The organism is Flavobacterium sp. MEB061 (genome assembly GCF_000834715.1).
Taxonomy (GTDB): Bacteria; Bacteroidota; Bacteroidia; order Flavobacteriales; family Flavobacteriaceae; genus Flavobacterium; species Flavobacterium pectinovorum.
The window spans coordinates 120,403-139,287 of sequence record NZ_JXQR01000057.1; the positions used below are offsets into that span (position 1 = coordinate 120,403).

The following is an 18,885-nucleotide window of genomic DNA, read 5'->3' on the forward strand; positions in this document are numbered from 1 at the left end:
TCATAATTCATAACTCTTAACAAACTATCTATTCAACTCTAAAGCAGCCAGAATAAAAGGACCAGTTGCTTTAGGATCGTTGTCTTTTTTTCTTTCGTTTACATAATAATCATAAGATCCATCTCTGTACGGAGTACCACCTAAACCTGCAACCTGACAGCAATTTGTCAATGTAATTCCTCCATCTTCGTCTACTTTTTTGATTAAGACTTTAGTCAGACCATCAAAAGCTTTGTTGGCCAGTTTTTTGTATTTTGCAGGCAAATATCCTTTGTTTGCTCCTTTTGCAAAAGCATAAGCAAACATCGAAGATCCTGAAGCTTCAAGGTAATTTCCTTTTTCTCCTCCTTTATCCGTAACCTGATACCATAAACCTGATTTTTTATCCTGAAATTTCTCCAAAGCTGCCGAAGCATTATTTAAATACTTTACCAATTCTTTTTGTTTTGGATGGTCTTTTGGCATATAATCCAGAACGTCAACCAAAGCCATCATATACCAGCCTAAAGCTCTTGACCAAAAGTTTGGCGAATTTCCTGTTTCTTTATTGGCCCATGGCATTTGTTTGCTTTCATCCCAACCGTGGTATAATAAACCTGTTTTGGGATCTGTTGCATGTAGTTGAATCAATTCAAATTGTTTTGCAATATCATCAAAACTTTTTCCTCCTTCAAAAGTAGCCGTGTATTGTGCGTAAAATGGTTCTCCCATATACAAACCGTCCAGCCACATTTGGTTTGGATAAATTTGTTTGTGCCAAAATCCTCCGCTTGCAGTTCTTGGCTGTTCAGCCAATTGTTTACGTACTAATTGTAAAGCTTTCAAATATTTATCTTCTTTTGATTCGGCATAAATATCAAAAAGCAAACGCCCCGGTACCACCAAATCGATATTGTATTTATCAAATTCATAGGTTTTAATAGTTCCGTCAGCTTGAACCAATTCATCTACATAACCTCTTATGTAAGCTTTGTAACGAGGATCAGGATTTTTTTTGTTCAGCTCTTCTATAGAATGCAAAACCAGGGCATGAACATAGTCCCACTTCGGTTTTTTAGAATCGTCAATCATATAAGCTTCGGGGTGACGTTTCATCAATGTTAGAGCCATTTTATCAGACCATTTTAAATCTTTAGAAATAACTATTTCTTTTTTTGAAGGTTCCTGCGAAACCACTTTACAACTTGTAAAAGCCATGGCGCAAACTAATAAAACCGACACAAAATAACCTTGCTTTCTATTATTTTTCATTTTAAAATATATTTAAATTCTACTATTTTTCTAATTCAACTGCAGCCAAAATAAAAGGCCCTAATCCGTGAGAATTGTCTATTTTTATTTTCTCTTTAATATAATATTCATAAGATCCATCACGATACGGATTTCCGCCTAAACCTGCACTGGCGCAGACTTGTGTAATATGTATCTCGCCATCTTCATCAACTTTTATGAGATTTTTTACAATTCCGTCAAAACCTTTTACAGCTAGTTTTTTATATTTTTCAGGCAAATAACCTTTATTTACTCCTTTTGCAAAAGCATAAACAAACATTTCAGATCCTGATGCTTCCAGATAATTTCCTTCCTTTTTTCCGGCATCCGTAACCTGAAACCATAATCCAGAAGTATCCTGATATTTTGCAACGGCTGTCGATATTTCGTTTAAATATCCAATCAATTCTTTTCTTTTTGGATGCTCTTTTGGCATATAATCCAAAACATCAACCAAAGCCATCATGTACCAGCCTATCGATCTTGACCAAAAGTTTGGCGAAGTTCCTGTTTCTTTATTTGCCCAGGGCATTTGTTTGCTTTCATCCCAGGCGTGAAATAATAAACCTGTTTTTTTATCAATAGTATGTAAATGAACTTGTTCAAATTGTTTGGCAACATCGTCTAAATCTTTTCCGTTATCGAATGTTGCGGTGTATTGTGCGTAAAAAGGTGCACCCATATACAAACCATCAAGCCACATTTGGTACGGATATATTTTTTTATGCCAAAATCCACCCGAATTGGTTCTCGGATGCGTCTCTAATTGTTTTCTTAAAGTTTGCAAAGCAGTAAGATAACGATTATCTTTTGTTCTGGAATACAAATCAAAAAGCATTTTTCCTGTGTTGATATTATCTATATTATAATCTTCAAGTTTATAATTCAGAATTTCTCCTGAACTATTAATAACCGTTTCGGCATAACCTTTTATATAATCTGCATAAACAGGATTGTTTGTTTTTTTATAAAGTTTTTCAAAAGAGGTCATTAACAAACCAATTTTATAATCCCATTTCGTTTTTCCGTTATTGTCTACCTGCCATGCAATTGGAGCACGTTTCATGATCGAAAGGGCCATTCGCTCTGACCATTTTAAATCCTTAGAAATAATAATTTTTGAAGATTCCTGCGCACTGATTTTACCATTTACAAACAGCAAAACACAAGTCAGTATTATTAGTGCCAAATAATTTTTATTTCTATTCTTTATCATGTTGAAGAAGCTTAAATTATTATTTATTCAATTGAGTTGCGCTTAGTAAAAATGCGGCTAAGGCAGGCGAACTATTATCTTTCGTTTTACTTTTGATATAATATTCGTTTGTTCCATCACGAAAAGGTTTTCCTCCTAAACCCACATTCGATGAAACGTTTGAAATAACCACTTCTCCATTTTCTCCTTTTTTAACAAACTCTTTTACAAAAGTATCAAATGATTTTTGTGCGATCTTTTTATAGTTTGAAGCTAGATATCCTTTATCAGCTCCTTTAGCCAAACTATAAATAATCATGGCCGAAGAAGAAGATTCCAGAAAATTATCTTTCAATTCCGGCTTATCAGTAACCTGATACCACAAACCGGATTCACTTTTATATTTAAGTACATTTTTTGAAATTTGATTCAAATATCCTACCAGAACTTTATAATGTGGATTTGTTTTAGGATAATAATCTAACGTTTCTACCAATGCCATCATGTACCAGCCTATGCCGCGTCCCCAAATAGTTGGCGACGTTCCGGTTTCAGGATTTGCCCAGCCAATTTGTTTGCTTTCATCCCAGGCCTGATATACTAAACCTGTTTTTTTATCAACCAAATGATTTTGAACCAATTCAAATTGTTTAGCAACATCATCTAATGCTTTTCCATTTTCATACTTAACCGTGTATTGCGTATAAAAAGGTTCTGCCATATACAAGCCATCAATCCACATTTGGTTTGGATAAATTTGTTTGTGCCAAAATCCTCCGCTAGCCGTTCTTGGCTGTGTTTCAAGCTGTGTTCTTAATTGTTGAATTACTTTTAAATAGCGATTATCTTTTGTTTCGTCATATAAATTAAACAGCAATTTTCCCGGATTTACATAATCGATATTGTATTCTTTAAGATCATATTTTTTAATATTTCCGGAACTATCGATCATTTCATCGGCATATTCTTTTATATAATTGAAATACTTTTTATCGTTTGTTTTTTGATATAATTTCTCAAAAGCAGTTAAAACCAAACTCATTTTATAATCCCATTTTGGCTTTTCGGTTCCGTCGATCTGCCATGCTTTTGGATATTTGTTAAGAATAGTCAATGCTGTTCTTTCTGACCATTTAAGATTATCAGCAAGAGCTTTATTTTCATTAGTCTGCGCCATCATTTTACTACCAAAGATTAGTAGCAAAACAATTATGCTTTTTTTGTAATTTGTGTTTATAACATCAAATAAAACTAAAGCTGTTCCTGCGATTTTTGTTTTCATTTTATTTGTAGTGTTATTTAAATATTTTGTCTAAAAATTGTGTTGTATAAGTAATGGTTTCTGTAAACCAAGGTTCAAAAAACCAAAATGAATGTGGTGAATCCTGAATTGTTTTAACTTCACTATAAATTTTGTGCTGATTTAAAATTGCAATCATATCATCTCTGCCTGCATGAAATCTTTCAAAACTGCTGTTAATGAAAAGTATAGGCGGTGTATTTTTGTCTGTATGGCTTAAAGCCGAAGCATTTTTCCAGTTCTCCGTTTTTTCGTCATACGAACCTCCCAGCCAAAAAGATGCCATTTCACCTTCTGAAGATTGCGGATGCCTAAAAGCTAAAACGCCATCTACATCAATAATTGCATTTACTTTTGAAGAAGATTTACTTTTGAAAGAAGCTTCTTCAAAACCCGAATTTTCATTTGTTGTACCAATCAAAGCTGCCATTTGTCCTCCCGAAGAGCAACCTAAAACCGCAATTTTGTTTGGATCTACATTAAATTTTCGTGCATTATCTTTTATAAATTTAATTGCATTTTTTACATCATAAACTCCTTCCGGATATTTTGCTTCTAATGATAATCTGTATTCTATGGCAAAACAAGAATAGCCTTTTGAAGCTATTTCTTTTGCAAAATCATGCATCTGATTTTTATTTCCTGATCTCCAGCCTCCGCCATGAATCATGATTACTGCCGGATTTGATTTTTGCTTCTTAAAATAAAAAGCATCAAAATGTAATGTTCTGTCTTTCCGCTGCTGATAAATAACTTCTTTACTTTCAGCCACATCGGTATTATTCTTTTCTTGCGGAATTGTGATAAAAGGATATTTTTTGATTAATTTATTATAAGTACTTTTTACGGTATATGAAGTATCAACACTATAATTGCTTTGAGCAAAAATGGTATTAGAAATCAATAATATTATAAAAAGCTTTTTTTTCATCTGAAAAATCCATTTAGCAGTTAAGAAAGGAGTTTGAAATAATATCAAACTCCTTTTTAACTTCTTCAAAAAACTAAAATCTCAAAAAAATTATCAAATTATTAATAACCAGGATTTTGAGGGAAATCTTTATTTTGATTTAAATCTAATGCAGTTTGTGGAATCGGTCTTAAAATTTTAAGTGCTCCGTCTACCCCAACAAAATTTGCTGCTTTTATTTTATAATTGTGTGCAGAAGCTCTTGCAACAAGAGTTCCTGTACGTTTCAAATCAAACCAACGTTTGTATTCTCCAAGTAATTCTCTACCTCTTTCATCTAAAATATAATCGATATTGAATTCTCCGATTGTAGCATTGGCAACACCGGCTCTTCTTCTCACTTCATTTAAACGGTCTAAACCTGTAGCAGGAACTCCTGCTTTTAAATAAGCTTCAGCAGCAATTAAATAGGTTTCTCCAAGTCTTGAAACAATAATATCTCTTGTACTTACAGGACCTGTACTTGATGGTGTAGTTGGATCCGGATCGTCAAATTTCTTAACAGGGATAGTATAACAATCTAAATTTTTAATTAAAGTGTGTGCTGCAGAATATTCTCCCCAAGGATGATAAACAAAAGTCGATGCTTTTCTTGAAGCATTTGCAGTATCCCAAGCTAATTTGTCTGCAGGAGTAAACCATTTTGGCTCATAAAAATGTCTCACTTTTAAAGCTGTAGGATTTGTACTTCTGTAGTAAGGATAATAAAGAGTTGTTTTTGGTTTACCGTCAGAGCCTGTTGTAGTTTCTTCAAGAATTTCGGTCATAAAAGTAGCTTCCCATCTTTTATCTCCTTTTTCATATAATCCTAAAGCATAATCTGTTGGACATAAATTATAACTTCTTAACGGAGCTCCGGTCTCAGCACCTCCTAAATAAGAACTAAAATAATAAAACTGATTATTTCCTAATTTTGTTGGATCTGTACTAGTTGAATTTTTATCGTATTGAACAGAGAAAATAGTTTCTGCATTCAAATCATTTCCTGGTTTAAATAATTGGTCAAAAGCCAGATTTAGCGCTTGTCCTGCAATTGCAGCATCCGCATAAGCAGCTGCTTTTGCAAAATCATCTGGTTTACCAAAAGTTTCGTATCCTCTTGTTAGGTAAACTTTAGCTAATAAATCATTTACAGCTCTTTTATTTACTCTGCCAGTTGTACTGTAAGTTCCTGTACCTACACTTGCCAATGCAGCATCCAGATCTGTAATGATTTGAGTATAAACTTCCTCAGCTGTATTTCTTTCAAATGACAATATTGGAACGGTAACATGTTCATTAGCAATTGAAACACCTCCGTATGACTGAACCAATAAAAAATAAGCATTGGCTCTCAAAAATCTAGCCTCTCCAACAAGAGTATTTAAATTTGATGTTTGCTCAGTTACTGTAGAATAATAAATAGTTTTATTTACAGACTGAATCAATTGATAACAAGAATTATACAATTCATCTACATTACTCGATGAAGGAATTAATAAAGTATATTGACTTAAACCTGCTGGCTCAGGAGTTCTTCCTTCTGCATACATGTCAGTTCCTGATTCAAACAACCACGGATTACCACCATAAATTCCTTTAAGCCACGCATAGTTTGAATTTACCAGCAATTGAAAACCTGAGGATGTTTTATAAGTCTCATCAGCAGGTACAAAAGATTCACTGTTTTCTTCAATATAATCACTGCATGAAGCAAAAACAGTAACAATTATTCCTAAAATTAATATTATTTTTTTCATTTTATATCTTATTAAAATTTAACACTTAGTCCCAATTGTGTAGTAACAGATGCAGGACGATTTACACCAAAAGGTGAACCAGCCCACTCTGGATCATATCCATCAAAATCTGTGAATACAAATGGGTCTAAAACATTTACATAAATTCTAAAATTACTCATCTTTAATTTTTTAAGTAAATCTGAATTGAAAGTGTAACCTAGAGATATATTTTTAATTTTAACATAAGATGCATCTCTGTAATATCCAAATAATGATGTCCAGTAAGCACCTGCACCAGTCGCAACAGGACCTGGTCTAGGGTTTTCATTATTAGCATTTGCTTCTATACCTGTACCGTTTGTTGGTATAAAATAATCCATTTTAATTTTTTGACGACCTCTATCACTTACGTCAGCAAAATTTTGGTGAAAAGTACTTAGTACCGTTTGTCCCTGACTTGTAATTACTGAGAAATTGAAATCAAACTGACCTACATTTAAACGAGAATAGAAACTTCCCTGCCATTCCGGATTTGGATTACCAATTACCGTTCTGTCATCCTGATTAAATTTACCGTCTCCGTTTAAATCTTTTGGTCTTGCCTGACCAGGAGCCATTCCGTAAGAAGTAGCCTGAGCAGCTTCGCTTTCCTGCCATACGCCATCATAAACATAATTGTAATTAGGATTTAGAGGTGATCCTAAAATCAAATTATTTCCAATATCACTTACTTTATCCTGATTGTAAATTGACTCTAATTTGTTTACGTTTTTAGTAAATGTAAAAGTCGTTTCCCAACTAACCATATTTGTTTTAATATTTTTAGTTGTTAATAAAACCTCGATACCTTTATTACTAACAGATCCAACGTTTGAATAGGTGTTTTTCCAACCAGATTCTGCCGGTAATTGCTGTTTGTAAATCAAATCGTCAGATAATCTGTCGTAAACATCTACACTACCTGTTATTCTGTTTCTTAAGAAACCAAAATCAAGACCTAAGTTAACCTCTCTTGTTTTTTCCCAGCCTAATAAAGGATTTGCAAGAGTTTCTGATTGCCAGCCCGGAACTACAGTATTACCACTAGCATAAAATGTTTGCTGATTTAATAAAGCTTGTGAGGTATATGGCGCAACGTTATCGTTTCCTGTATAACCTAAACTCGCTCTCAATTTTAAGTCTGAGATTGTAGCATTATTTTCTAAAAATGGTTCTTTACTAATTTTCCATCCTAAAGCAACTGATGGAAAACTTTCCCATTTTGCTCCTTCTGCCAATACAGATGAACCATCCCATCTATTTGATGCTGTTAATAAATATTTATCTCTAAAAGTATAGTTTAAACGTACTGCATAAGAGCTTAGTGAGTTTTTAGCATAAGCCGATCTTACCACATAACTTGACTGAACTCCTGAACCAATATTATCTGTTCCTGTATCAAAAGGCTGTGTATTAGAATATAAGTAAGAACTTTTATCTACATTAGAATACAAACTTTGTAATAATAGCAAACTAAAATCGTGAACTTGATTAAAAGTATGTTTCAAATCAATTTGATTATCCCAAGTGTAATTAAAGTTATTTAAATTTTCAAGAGAAGATGAATTCTTACCATTTAAAGTAACACCTGCATTAGATTGAGCTCCATAAGCAGCACCTTTTTCGGTATCCATAATTCCCGCAGCAAATGTTGTTTTGAATGAAAACCACTTAATTGGCTGATATTGAAAATAAACATTTCCTACAGTCTGCCATGTATTTTCTTCCTGAGATGAATTAGCAATTTCTACTAATGGGTTTACTGTACTCGTTTTATTGATAGCCCATGATCCGTCAGGATAAGTTAACTTTCCAGGTAGAAAAAACTGTGTTCCTACTAATTCATTTCCTGCAGCATCAATAGCCCAAGGAGACATAAGCGGACTTAATCTAAAAGCATCCTGCATAGCCAAATCACTACCTAATTGTGTATTGATACGAGCTATTGTAATATTTGCACCCGTAGAAAATTTATCGTTGATTTTATGATTTAAGCCAAGTTTAAAAGAATATTTATCTGTTGAATCATTATCGATAAGTCCTTTATCTGACTGAATACCAAAACCTAAATTATAGCTTAAACCAGACTCTGAACGCCCTGAAATATTTAAATAATTATTTTCGGTCATTCCTGATTTAAGTACCGCATCATACCAGTCAAAATTATAACCACTATTTGCTCTTGAAACTAATAAGGGACTTTGATTTCCTGCTAATGCCGCCAATTGTGCCGGAGTCTGAGTTGTAGGTGTTGCGCTCATATAAGCTGTTTGGTGAAATTTCCACCATTCTGCTCCAGACATCATTTCCGGTAATCTTGCAGCTGTTTTAGTTCCGTATGAAGTATCAAAAGTGACACTAATACCAGCTTTGGCACTTGTACCGCTTTTAGTTGTTACGATGATAACCCCATTAGATCCTCTTGATCCATAAATTGCAGCCGAAGACGCATCTTTCAAAACGTCCATTCTGGCAATATCCTGTGGATTTAAAAAGTCAATTCCGTCCATTGGCACACCATCAACAACATATAAAGGAGTTGAACCAACCACTTTTGGATTACTTGAATCAGATACTAATGAATTATTTCCTCTAATTACAACTTTAAATCCGTCGCCAGCACGTCCTGAACTAGATGAAATTTGAACCCCGGGAGTACTTCCCTGAATTGCTTCTAAAGGATTTATTGTATTTCTTTCTGTAATAGTAGCTGCACTTATGGTACTTACAGAACCTGTAAGGTCTGTCTTTTTTACAGATCCATATCCTACAACAACAACTTCGCTAAGTGCATTAGATTGCTCTGAAAGACTTACATTTACTTTGCTTTTTCCCGCAATACTAACTTCCTGCGTTTGAAAACCTAAATAACTAATAACTAGAGTGGCTTTATTATTAGTAACGTTCATTTTAAAACTTCCTTCAAAATCTGTCGAAGTTCCGTTTTTAGTTCCTTTTTCCTGAATATTTACCCCTGGTAAGGATAATCCTGATGCATCTGTAATTTTCCCTTCAATTACAGTCGATTGAGCGTTCATAGTAGAGCTCAACAGAAAATTCAGGAAAAATAAAAATACAAGGTTGCATTTTAAGTTTTTCTTTAAAATTTGTTTAATCTTCATAGTTTGGTTTATTGGTTAAAAATTGTTAGTTTTCTTTTAAAAGTTTTTACTTGATTCTACTTTTTTGTCATTGATATAGGTATTAATAAAATTGATATTTTTTACATTTTTTAATAGATAAATCGAATCTACTTTTTTAATTACAACATTTTTTAATGTAATATTTTCCACCGGTGATTCTGCATAACCTTCTGCCCTAACACTATATTTACCACCATTTTTTACATTAATATTTTCAAGAGATATATTTCTGATAACTGGTATAAAGTTTCCAGTCTGCGAGCCATATACATTATAAAACATGTTTAATTTTAAAACGCATTCCTTTACGGTTCCAATCTCAAGATTTCGAACATACACATCTTCAATAACTCCTCCTCTTTTTGAATTGGTTTTAATGCGGATTGCCCTGTCCAGATTCGGACTGTCCATTACGCAGTTTTCAACAAAAACATTATTTACTCCTGCAGAAATTTCACTGCCAATTACAACTCCACCGTGACCATCAATCATTTTACAGTTTTGAACAATAATATTTTTACTCGGTATTGCAACTCTTCTTCCATCTGCATCTCTTCCTGCTTTGATCGCGATGCAATCATCTCCGGTATTAAAAGTGCAGTTTTTGATAATGATGTTTTGAGAATATTCAGGATCGCAGCCGTCATTATTTGGTCCATGGCTGTTTACCGTTACGCCATCAATAATAATATTGTTTGATTTTAAAGGATGAAGAATCCAGAAAGGAGCATTTATTACCGTAATATCTTTGACAAGAACCGTATTACATTCAAAGAATTCGATAAAATTCGGGCGTAAATAACGTCCTTCACCAAAAACTCTTTCTGCAACCGGAACATTTTTCTCAGCCATATCTACTAAAACCTCGCGATTTGTAGGATCATTTTGTGACGGAATTCCTTTTTGCCAGCCATAACTTTTCCCACCAGACCAAACCCACCAATTTGTACTGTTAGCCTGACCGTTTAAAGTACCTTTTCCGGTTATGGCAACATTGGTTTTATTTTTTGCATATATAAGAGGAGAATAATTCATTAATTCTGTTCCTTCCCAGGAAGTGTGAACTATTGGATAATCTTTTGGATCTGTACTAAAAAGAATTTCAGCCTGATCATCTAAATGTAAATTCACATTGCTTTCTAAATGTATTGCTCCGGTTAAATACTTTCCATTTGGTACCATTACTTTCCCGCCGCCGTTTTCAGTACAAGCTTTGATTGCTTTTGCAAAAGCAGCTGTATTTAAGGTCTTTCCATCAGCAATAGCGCCAAAATCATTTATGTTATACGTTTTGTCCGAAAAGTGAGTTTCGGGAATGCTTTTTACAATTAAATCCATTTTTTTCCATGGATTTGCTTCTGAAATAGCAGAAACTTGCTTGCCACAAGATAAAACCAATGTAATAATTACAATAAAAAAGGCAATCGATTTAAACGTTATAAGCTTATTTGTAGTCATTTACGCGGTAATTTATTATTCTGTTCAATTAAAAGGCAATATTCATGTAATCGATTACACGAAAATAGAAAATTACAATGGATGAACCAAATTTATTTAGAAAAAAATTATATATTTAATTTTTATTACTAATTTTATTTACACATTGCATAAAAAAAGACATAATTTATTATCATTGTAGAACAGAAAACGTTTTAGATATAAATTATGGTAATCGATAACAATTTATATTGGATTATCTAAAAAAAATGTATTTTTGTCTGTAAATTAATCAAAAACTATTTTTTGAATGAGCGAAAAAATAACCATCTATGATATTGCAAAAAAGCTAAATATCACTGCAGCTACGGTTTCAAGAGCGTTAAACAACAACCCTAAGATAAAAGAGAGTACGCGCGAATTGGTTATAAAAACCGCAGCCTCAATGAACTATAAGCAAAACAAATTGGCGCTGGCTTTAAAAAGTGGTCGAAGCAATAACATTGGTGTAATTGTTCCTCGTATAGATAGTAACTTTTTTGCATCGGTAATTCGTGGCATTGAAGAAGAGCTACATCCTCATGGTTATCAGGTAATTATATGCCAAACTCATGAAGATTCCAAAAGAGAAAATGAAAATCTATATACTTTAATTGACGCTCAGGTAGATGGTATTTTAATGTCTGTAACAGCAGTTACAAACGAAAATGACGGCGCTTTTCATAATGTATTAGAAAAAAATGTTCCGTTGATCTTTTTCGATAGAAGCAAACATATTGATGGAGTTAGTTCTGTAACTATAAATGACTTTAAAGGGGGTTACATGGCAACCAAGCATCTTATTAATGAAGGCTGCAGATGTATTGCTCATTTATCTGGAGATCAATCACTTGAAATTTTCAAAAACAGGTTTTTAGGCTATAAACAAGCCTTATTAGATAATGGAATGATTTTTAAGGAAGAACTAGTTATTTCCGTTAAAAGTAGTGTTGATGCAGGAAAAGAAGCCGTTGAGACTTTACTACAACTTCAAACCAGGCCAGACGCTATATTTTCTTCTAGTGATTTTGCAGCTTTAGGAGCTATTCAGGAATTAAAAGAGAGAAATATCAGTATCCCAAAAGAGTTTTGTGTAGCAGGTTTCAGTAATGAACCTTTTACTAAATTTATGGAATTATCGATAACTTCTGTAGATCAGTCGCCACTTGAAATGGGAAAAATGTCAGCACGCGTTTTCCTTGAACAAGTAGACAAAACCGAGACTATTAAAATTGAAAAAAAGGTAGTTTTAGCACCAGAATTACACATTCGTAAATCTTCTTCAAGAACAACATCATAACATATAGACTATTGCCTATTATTATTTTCACCATTAAGATATTAAGTTTCATTAAGTTCAAAGCTTATCGCTTAATAGTGAAAATTTAAGTTCTGATAAGCCCAAAGCTTAATTTTCTTAATATCTTAATGGTAAAAAAACAAAAAAGCTCACTATTTAGTGAGCTTTTTTTATATAGTTAACTTCTATTAAAGTGAAACTCCTCTTTTCCAAGGAATAAAGTCGTTTTGATTTAAGATTGCAGCTTTGGTTTTAACAGTACCGCTGGCTACATCAATAATAAATTCAAGCATTTCGTCTGCCATTTCATCAATTGATTTTTCACCTGTGATAATTCCTCCGGTGTCAATATCAATAATGTCTGACATTTTTTTAGCTAATTCTGTATTAGATGAAATTTTTACAACCGGTGCAATCGGGTTTCCTGTTGGAGTTCCTAAACCTGTTGTAAACAACACCATATTTGCTCCTGAACCTACCATAGCAGTTGTACATTCCACATCGTTTCCAGGAGTACATAACAATGTAAAGCCTGGTTCATTAATATATTCTCCATAATCGAAAACACCTGTAATTGGTGAAGTCCCTCCTTTTTTAGCAGCACCAGCAGATTTCATTGCATCTGTAATCAAACCGTCTTTGATGTTACCCGGAGATGGGTTCATGTCAAATCCTGAACCTGCATCTACAACTGTTTTTTCGTACCATTGCATTAAGTCTAAGAAACGTTTTCCATCCTTATCATCTACACAACGGTTTACCAATTCCTGCTCTACTCCACAAAGTTCAGGGAATTCAGAAAGAATTGTAGTTCCTCCTAAAGCAACTAAATGATCTGATAACACTCCCAATGTTGGATTAGCAGAAATTCCCGAGAATCCGTCAGAACCACCACATTCCAAACCAATTCTTAATTTAGATAATGGCGCTGGCTCTCTTTTTATATCGTTAGCTATTTTAATAGCTTCAAAAGTATCTTTTACAACACTACTCAACATGGTTTCAATTGTACCAATTTGTTGTTGATCGTAAATCAAAACTGGTTTTTTACTGTTTGGATTAATAGCATCCAACGCATCTTTAAAAATTTGAATTTGAAGATTCTGACATCCTAAACTCAAAACTGTAGCTCCGGCAACGTTTGGATTATTTACATATCCGGCCAATAATTTAGCCAGACTATGCGAATCCTGACGAATTCCTCCACAACCACCCTGATGCGTGATAAATTTTACTTCAATGTTATTGAATAAATTAGCATCGTTAGAAGCTGCTTCATTACCTGTTCCGCCTGTTTCTGTTTTTACCAAAGAACGAAGCAGCAACTGATAATCGTTTTCTTTAGGTTTCATTAATTCCTTTTCGAAAATATCTTTTAGGATTTCGATATTTCTGTTTTCACAAAAAACTAACGGGAAAAACAACCAAACATTCTCAGTTCCAACCTGACCATCTTCTCTATGATAGCCCTGCCACGTTCTATCTTTCCATTTGTCAATATTTGGAGAATTCCATCCAATCGTTTCGGTTTTACCTGTTACTTTATCACTTTCATGTTTTACATTTTCTGTAGAAAGTAAACCTCCTTTTTCAATTCTGGCACTTGCTTTTCCAACCAAAACACCATACATAATAATACGCTCACCTACTTCAAAAGTATGCATGGCGATTTTATGTTTCATTTTCACATCAGATACAATTGTAATATCTTGTCCCTCAAAGTTGATTACTTCACCAGCAACCAAATTCACTAATGCTACTGCTACATTATCTGAAGGGTTTACTTTTATTAATTTCTTTTGCATGATTGTTATTTTTTAAAAGTACTTGTAATCTAATTAATATTGTTTGCTAAAATTAGCAAATCCTTTTTCTATTCCGTTTTCTTCAATCTCATTTAAGGCCAATACTAAAGCTTCAGGTAAACCATTGATTTTAGTTAAATCTTCACCCCAGAATTCTGTGTTAGCTAATATTTTAGCAACAACTAAATCTGCAGATCCTAATTGCCATGCATTTTTAAATGCTTCAACTATTTCTGGAGAATCTTTTACAGGCAATGTTTCGTTATTCCATGTTCCTTTATAGAATTGGATTAAACTCGCTAATGAAAAAGTCAAATTAACAGGCAATTTTTTGTTAGCATTATAATATCCTAATAAACTAGGCAAAACTCTTACTTTGAATTTCGAAATCGAATTTAATGCAATATCAGCCAATGCATGTTTGATAAATGGATTTTTAAATCGGTCCATTACTTCCTCAGAATAAGCCGTAATTTCATTTTTGTCCATATCAAGCGTTTCACTAATTTCACCAATAACGCCGTCTACAAATTTTCCGGTAAAATCTCCGTTAACAGTTTCCATCACTAATTTGTTACCATACAAAAGTGAAAAAGGAACCATTGCCGTGTGCGCACCGTTTAAAATACGAACTTTAATCATTTTAAAAGGACGTATATCATCAACGATTTTTACATTCAAATTCGTTTTATGAAAAGGCAATTTTGCTTTTAAATCCTCACCACCTTCAATAGCCCAAAGAAAGAAAGGTTCTGCGGCAACAATTAAATTGTCCTGATAATCTAATTTATTATTGTATTCTTCAATTTCAGCTCTTGGATATCCAGGAACAATTCTGTCAACCAAAGTACTGTGATACGTACAAGCATCTGATACCCAAGTTTTAAATGCATCCTCTAATTTCCATAAATCAACATATTGCAAAATATATTTTTTCAGCGTTTCTGAGTTATAATCAATCAATTCACAAGGAATGATCGTTACTGCTTTAGAAGCATCTCCATTGAAATGTTTGAATCTTTCATACAATAAAACAGTCAGCTTTGCAGGAAATGAAACTGGTGGCTTCATATCCGGAGTATCACTTTCAATGAATTCAATACCGGCTTCAGTAGTATTTGAAACAATAAACTGAAGTTCCTCTTCTTTCGCTAAAGCTAAATAATCTGCAAATTCGGTATACGGATTTATTGCTTTTACAATATTAGTGATTAACTCAATATCTTGTATTTTTTCGCCCTTTTTAATTCCGTTCATAAACAAAGTATAAAGACCGTCCTGATCATTAATCAGGTGCACCATACCGTCTTTCAAAGGCTGAACCATTGCAATACCAGCATTAAAATCAACTTCTTTATTTAGTTTGTGAAAAGCGTAATCAACAAAAGCTCTTAAAAAATTACCTTCTCCAAACTGAACAACCTTAATTGGATTTAATTTTTCTAATCCTGTATTTTTTCTGTTTAACTGTTTCATTTTAAATTCTTAAAGTGTTATAAATAACCACGATAAATACCTTATTGCTTTTATAAGAAGTTTTTTTAATTGTAAAAGAAACATTACACTTGTAAGAGTAAAATACAATTTGCTGTGAGGAGTGACAAGCTGTATTTAGCAAGCGTAATGCTCAATTACAAAACGTTAAAATCTAAAAAAAACTGCAATTCAAATAAGGAATCGGTATGATTACTCCTTATTTATTTTTAATATTTTTGATGATCTCAAGAACCTGACTCACTTTTGTTTTCAGTCCGTCATAATCATTGTTATCTAATATATCTTTCGAAATCAATTGCGAACCCAATCCAACACAAGTTGCTCCTGCATTTAACCAGGAAGACAAACTTTCAACCGTTGGATAAACACCTCCTGTTGGCATAATATTCGTCCACGGGCAAGGTCCTTTTATCGCTTTAATAAACTCTGGTCCATAAATATCCGCAGGGAATAATTTTACAATTTCGCAGCCTAATTCTTCGGCTCTTGCAATCTCAGTAAGTGTTCCGCAACCTGGCGACCACAAAACTTTACGACGATTACAGGCAATTGCAATATCTTCTCTAAAAACCGGAGTTACAATAAAATTTGCACCCAAACTCATGTATAACGATGCCGAAGCAGCATCTGTAACAGAACCAACTCCCAGAATCATTCCCGGTAATTCTGCCAAAGCATATTTATTTAAAGCCCCAAAAACTTCGTGGGCAAAATCACCTCTGCTGGTAAATTCCATTAAACGAGAACCACCGTCATAACAGGCTTTTAGTACTTTTTTACTGATTTCAATATCCGAATGAAAAAATAGCGGAACCATTCCGTTATCTTTCATTTGCTGAGCTACTTCAATTCTTGAATATTTTGCCATTTCTATATTATTTATCTTGATACTAATCCCGCAGAATCACCACCAAGCATGTTTTCAACTTCTTTTAATGTAACCAAATTGTAATCGCCGGCAATGGTGTGTTTTAAGCAACAAGCTGCCACCGCAAAATCCAAAGCTTTTTGATTATTATTTTGATATTGTAACAATCCGTAAATCAATCCGCCCATAAAGGCATCTCCACTTCCTACCCTGTCCACAACCGGAGTTACTTCTTTTACAGCAGCGTGGTAAATGGCTTTTCCGTCAAATAAAACTCCGCCAATTCTTTGATGCGATGCACTTACAGAATAACGTAATGTTGTAGCAACGGTTTTTAAATTCGGAATCAAATCAAATAACTTCGTATATAAAACCGGAAGCGATTTTTCATCCTGATAATTTGGGTTTACTTTCGGAATTCCCAACATAAAATATGCCGTATCTATATCACCCAAAATAACATTACTATACTGTAACATTTCCGGCATAACATCGCTTGGCGCTTTGCCATATTGCCACAATTTTGATCTGTAATTTAAGTCACATGAAATCATGATTCCCATTTTGTGAGCCACTTTAATAGCTTCTAAACAAGCCTCGGCAGCACTTTGAGAAATTGCAGGCGTAATACCGCTCCAGTGAAACCAGGTAGCACCTTCCAATACTTTTTCCCAGTCAACCAATCCTTTTTCAATAGTTGCCATCGAGCTATGTGCACGATCATATACTACATTACTTCCTCTTGTGCCAGCTCCTGTTTCAAGAAAATAGATTCCTAAACGTTCTCCTCCAAAAATTATATTTTTAGATTCTACGTTCATTTTTCGTATTTCTCTCAATGCAGATCCGCCAATTTCGTTTTCAGGCAATCTTGTTACAAACTCAGCATTTAAGCCATAATTTGCCAAAGACACACAAACATTAAACTCACCGCCACCATAAGTAGCTCCAAATGCTGTAGATTGTGCAAAACGCAGGTGTCGCTCTGTCGAAAGACGTAACATAATTTCACCGAATGCAACTATTTTACTCATATTATTTTATTGTTTTACCAGTAAAAAGATTTTTTTTCACCATTAAGAGATTAAGAAAATAAAGTTTTGAGATTAATCAAACTTAACACGTATAGTATAAACTCTTTCTTCTTGCTTCTTTATTCTATTCTCTATATTCTCAATTAAAATTTGAAATATTCTTTTGCGTTGTTGTATGAAATATCAGCAACCAGTTTTCCAATCCATTCCATATCTGCAGGAAGTTCTCCTCTTTGGATTTCATCTCCTAAAAGATTACATAAAATACGTCTGAAATATTCATGTCTTGGGAAAGATAAAAAGCTTCTTGAATCTGTAAGCATTCCAACAAAACAGCTAATTAATCCCATGTTTGAAAGGGCATTTAATTGTTTTGTCATTCCGTCTTTCTGATCTAAAAACCACCATCCTGAACCAAACTGAACTTTTCCTCTAACACTTCCGTCGTTGAAATTTCCAATCATCGTAGCCATAACTTCGTTATCAGCCGGATTTAGGTTATAAATAATAGTTTTTGTCAATTTATCTTTACTGTCTAATGTATTTAAAAACGAAGACAGTTTTTGTGCCTGTGGATAATCTCCAATAGAATCCCAGCCTGTATCAGGTCCTAAAATTCTGTGCATGCGTGCATTATTGTTTCTTAAAGCGCCTAAGTGAAATTGCTGAACCCAGCCAAATTCGTGATAAGTTTCAGATAAAAACAATAAAATAGCACTTTGGAATTTCAAAGCTTCTTCTGGAGTTATCGTTTGGTTTTCTCTTTTCTTTTTGAAAATTGAATTTATTTCGCTTTCTGTAAAGTTTTCAAAATAAATCTGATCTAAACCGTGATCGCTTAATTTACAGCCATTTTGGTTAAAGAATTCGATTCTTTTTCTCAATGCGCTTTGTAAGTCTGCGTAAGTATTAATCGCAATTCCGGATACGTCCCCCAACGTATCCAGATATGCGTTATAGCCATCATTTGAAATAAGGATAGCTTTATCAGGTCTGAATGCCGTACTCATTTTTGTTCCAATTGGGTTTTTAGCCAGTTTCTGGTGAAACTCTAACGTATCAATTGGATCTTCTGTAGTACAAACCAATTCAGCGTTTATTTTTTTAAGCAGGTTTTGTGTGCTGTATGCCTGGGAATTTATTTTTTCTGAAGTTTCGATATAAATTTTCTCTGCTGATTTTTCATTCAGTAAATCATAAATATCAAAATAACGAGCCAATTCTAAGTGTGTCCAGTGGTACAAAGGATTACGCATCGTGTAGAG

The 18,885-nt window shown here is 33.6% G+C and carries 13 protein-coding genes; 1 reads left to right on the plus strand and 12 read right to left on the minus strand.

The window, feature by feature from the left end:
* Nucleotides 1-24: 24 nt before the first annotated feature.
* From RT99_RS20060 to RT99_RS20090, 7 genes are all read right to left on the minus strand, one after another.
* Entirely contained in the window at nt 25-1,251 is a 1,227-nt protein-coding gene (locus RT99_RS20060; protein ID WP_042566526.1) for a glycoside hydrolase family 105 protein, read from the minus strand.
* Between the two features lie 22 nt (nt 1,252-1,273).
* Nucleotides 1,274-2,488 carry a glycoside hydrolase family 105 protein gene (locus RT99_RS20065; protein WP_042566527.1) on the minus strand — a complete coding sequence of 405 codons (1,215 nt, stop codon included), beginning with the start codon at nt 2,486-2,488 and terminating at the stop codon, nt 1,274-1,276.
* Between the two features lie 19 nt (nt 2,489-2,507).
* A complete protein-coding gene (locus tag RT99_RS20070) occupies nt 2,508-3,749 on the minus strand; it encodes a glycoside hydrolase family 105 protein (RefSeq protein WP_042566528.1) in 1,242 nt (413 codons plus the stop codon).
* A 13-nt stretch (nt 3,750-3,762) separates the two neighbouring features.
* Nucleotides 3,763-4,698, minus strand: a complete 936-nt coding sequence (locus RT99_RS20075) for an alpha/beta hydrolase (RefSeq protein ID WP_042566546.1) — start codon at nt 4,696-4,698, stop codon at nt 3,763-3,765.
* Between the two features lie 101 nt (nt 4,699-4,799).
* Entirely contained in the window at nt 4,800-6,476 is a 1,677-nt protein-coding gene (locus RT99_RS20080; RefSeq protein ID WP_042566529.1) for a RagB/SusD family nutrient uptake outer membrane protein, read from the minus strand.
* Nucleotides 6,477-6,487: 11 nt separating this feature from the next.
* Nucleotides 6,488-9,619, minus strand: a complete 3,132-nt coding sequence (locus RT99_RS20085; RefSeq protein ID WP_042566530.1) for a TonB-dependent receptor — start codon at nt 9,617-9,619, stop codon at nt 6,488-6,490.
* A 36-nt stretch (nt 9,620-9,655) separates the two neighbouring features.
* Complete coding sequence (locus RT99_RS20090) at nt 9,656-11,098, minus strand: glycoside hydrolase family 28 protein (RefSeq protein WP_042566531.1); 1,443 nt, start codon at nt 11,096-11,098, stop codon at nt 9,656-9,658.
* Between the two features lie 289 nt (nt 11,099-11,387).
* Here RT99_RS20090 and RT99_RS20095 point away from each other — a divergent pair, with 289 nt between their 5' ends.
* Nucleotides 11,388-12,416, plus strand: a complete 1,029-nt coding sequence (locus tag RT99_RS20095; RefSeq protein ID WP_042566532.1) for a LacI family DNA-binding transcriptional regulator — start codon at nt 11,388-11,390, stop codon at nt 12,414-12,416.
* A 188-nt stretch (nt 12,417-12,604) separates the two neighbouring features.
* Here the strand turns inward: RT99_RS20095 and RT99_RS20100 are convergent, their stop codons facing one another.
* The 5 genes from RT99_RS20100 to uxaC all read right to left on the minus strand — a co-directional run.
* Nucleotides 12,605-14,221 carry a UxaA family hydrolase gene (locus RT99_RS20100; protein ID WP_042566533.1) on the minus strand — a complete coding sequence of 539 codons (1,617 nt, stop codon included), beginning with the start codon at nt 14,219-14,221 and terminating at the stop codon, nt 12,605-12,607.
* Between the two features lie 33 nt (nt 14,222-14,254).
* Nucleotides 14,255-15,697, minus strand: a complete 1,443-nt coding sequence (locus RT99_RS20105; RefSeq protein WP_042566534.1) for a tagaturonate reductase — start codon at nt 15,695-15,697, stop codon at nt 14,255-14,257.
* 217 nt (nt 15,698-15,914) lie between these two features.
* Nucleotides 15,915-16,586, minus strand: a complete 672-nt coding sequence (locus tag RT99_RS20110) for a bifunctional 4-hydroxy-2-oxoglutarate aldolase/2-dehydro-3-deoxy-phosphogluconate aldolase (protein ID WP_042566535.1) — start codon at nt 16,584-16,586, stop codon at nt 15,915-15,917.
* An 11-nt stretch (nt 16,587-16,597) separates the two neighbouring features.
* Complete coding sequence (locus RT99_RS20115) at nt 16,598-17,620, minus strand: sugar kinase (protein WP_042566536.1); 1,023 nt, start codon at nt 17,618-17,620, stop codon at nt 16,598-16,600.
* Between the two features lie 143 nt (nt 17,621-17,763).
* Nucleotides 17,764-18,885 (minus strand): glucuronate isomerase (gene uxaC / locus RT99_RS20120; protein WP_042566547.1); only part of this gene is annotated, 1,122 nt, incomplete at its 5' end.